1 protein-coding gene and 2 pseudogenes are annotated in these 2,317 nt (G+C 63.8%); 2 read left to right on the top strand and 1 reads right to left on the bottom strand.

What is annotated here, in order from left to right; all coding sequences use genetic code 11:
* Together ACWFQ8_RS33450 and ACWFQ8_RS33445 are read left to right on the top strand one after the other, a co-directional pair.
* The coding region (locus tag ACWFQ8_RS33450; protein ID WP_453790030.1) for an integrase core domain-containing protein at nt 1–252 on the top strand (252 nt) is incomplete at its 5' end.
* A 740-nt stretch (nt 253–992) separates the two neighbouring features.
* A pseudogene (locus ACWFQ8_RS33445) lies at nt 993–1,097 on the top strand (IS5/IS1182 family transposase); the annotation flags it as partial.
* A gap of 102 nt (nt 1,098–1,199) precedes the next feature.
* Here ACWFQ8_RS33445 and ACWFQ8_RS33440 read toward each other — a convergent pair.
* Nucleotides 1,200–1,960 (bottom strand): annotated as a pseudogene (locus ACWFQ8_RS33440) (transposase family protein).
* Nucleotides 1,961–2,317 lie beyond the last annotated feature (357 nt).

The raw sequence follows: 2,317 nt of genomic DNA, 5'->3' as shown, positions 1-2,317 counted from the left end.
GAACACCGGCAGAGCATGGGCCGGACCGGGAGCTGCTTCGACAACGCCGCCGCGGAGAGCTTCTGGGCCGTACTCAAAGAGGAGATCGGCACCCGCTTCTGGCCCGACCGGGTCACCGCCCGCGCCGACATCTTCGACTTCATCGAAACCTTCTACAACAGACACCGCCTACGCAAGCACACCCACTGGGGCTACCTCACACCCCACGAGACACGCCTGCGCTACCGACAAGACCAAGCCCTCGCGGCGTAACAGCAACGTGTTCAAGATCATGGGGAAACATCAACAGACACACGACCTCCGGGTCCGGCACTCCCGGCAGATGGGAGCGCCGAACCCGGCTCGTAACCGTGATTCTCGGTCGTGTTAGAACCCGCTCACGATGAGACCGATGCTGCGTGATCCGGCCGCATCGAAGGGGCGTTTACTCGACCCACACGTAGAGCCGGTACTTGCCGCTGCTGCCGGGGGTGCAGTAGGCGGGGCCAGCGTAGGAGGCCACCATCGCATAGCACCAAGACTCGCTGCCGGTACCAATGTACCTCCAGCTTCCAGGCACTGTCGCCGTGGTGTTGGTTTGGACGGGCGTTGCGCTCGCTGCCTGTGCGGTCGCGGCGCCACCTGCCAGCATGGTGGCAAGCAGCGCTATGCCAGTGAGTAGTACACGTGCACGCATGTGTTTCTCCTCGCTTCATCGATGTGAACCGCTCTGTGTGGTGCCCCTTCATGTGCGGAGCTGGGAAGCACCGAACGGTGCTCAGCCACCAGTCGAGATTCGTGCGGAAGCGCCATTTCGGCGGTGGCTAAGCGCGATCTTTCCTGGACCATTTCGTTCTCTATCTGAGACGGACGAGCGTTGCAGTGCCCCGTCGTCGGCCACCACAGAGACTGCCGAGCTTGATAGCGCAGATCAACGGCATCTGACTGTCCCGGACAGGCTCCCCGTGTCCGGGCTGGTCACGGGCTTGTCCGGAGGCCGATCCGGACAGGATGGAGAGCGTCCGGCATTCGACCGGCAGATCTACCACCGACGCAACATCGTCGAACGCTACTTCAACCGGCTCAAGGGCTTCCGCGGCATCGCCACTCGTTATGACTGTGAGGATGTGCAGGTGCCTCTTCGGACGGTGGCCTGACCCGCGTTACGATTGGCCCTGGTTCCTTGGTTTTGATCTGTCGGCCACTGAGCCTTTCCAACCTCATGTTGAGGCGTGGTGGAGGACGAGGACTGCCTTCACGATGTCGGTGATCCGGTTGGTGCTGCAGCGGAGCTTCCGAAGGAGGCGCCAACCCTTCAGGACGGCCATGGCCTGCTCGCCGACGCAGCGGATCTTGGCGTGACTGCTGTTGTGCCGTCGCTTCCAGCGCTTGAGCCGGCGTCCCCGGAAGGGGACTCGGATGTGCTTGCCGGCGCCTTGGTAGGCCTTGTCCGCCCAGCACTTCAGGCCCGCGGCGGCACGCGCGTCGACGATGCCATGGCTTCGGGTCGCGGTCAGGTCGTGAGTGGCTCCGGGCAGGGCTGGTGACGCCCAGAGCAGTCGGCCGAACGGGTCGGTGAGGACCTGCACGTTCATGCCGTGCCGCTTGTGTTTTCCCGAGTAGTGGGGGGTTTGGTGTCGGCGGCGATCCGGTCGATCGGCAACAGCGTGCCGTCCAGGATCACGAACGCTTTCGTCCGGGCCTTCTCCATCGCCGGGGCCAGGGTCGGTGCGCGAGCGGTCAGGACCTCCATGGCCTCGCGGACGTACCGGTAGACGGTCGCTATGCCGATTCCGAAGCCGGCGGCGAGCTGGGCGTAGGTGTCGCCGCACCGCGGGTGGGCCAGGGCGAGCAGGGCCTGACGGCCGGCGGACAGGCGTCGCCACCGCGTACCGACCTCCCGTTACCGGACCGCGAGCCGCTCCGTCAGATGCCGCAGGGTGCGGCTGGACAGATCGATCGAGGACGGGTGGACAAGCACGCGAAGCTCCTGGCGGACACGGATGATCTTGGTCGAGGACCCGTCTATTCCGTACACCCCGCACCGACCAACACCACAGCCACACGGTCAGGTTGAAAAGGGCTCACTGCTCCTGACTTCCTTGTGCATGATGCGGCGACCACGGAGCCTTTTCAGTTTGGCCACTGATCGGGTGACGTGAAGGTGGCTGCGGAACGGGCGGAGCCCCAGGGCTGTTGAGCAAGGCCTCTACGCTCAACTCTTTACTGATCGTTTCAGAATAAGATTCGGAGTCGTCGTAAGCAGATGATGCTGCAGGCGAGTTGGAGGAGACTGAGGTGGAGGTCGGCGCGTATCTCGTAGCGGATTCGAAGACGT

The sequence above is a fragment of the Streptomyces sp. NPDC055254 genome, from assembly GCF_053606025.1.
The sequence above is the reverse complement of the archived record's forward strand: the minus strand, read 5'-3'. Positions and strand labels throughout refer to the sequence as shown.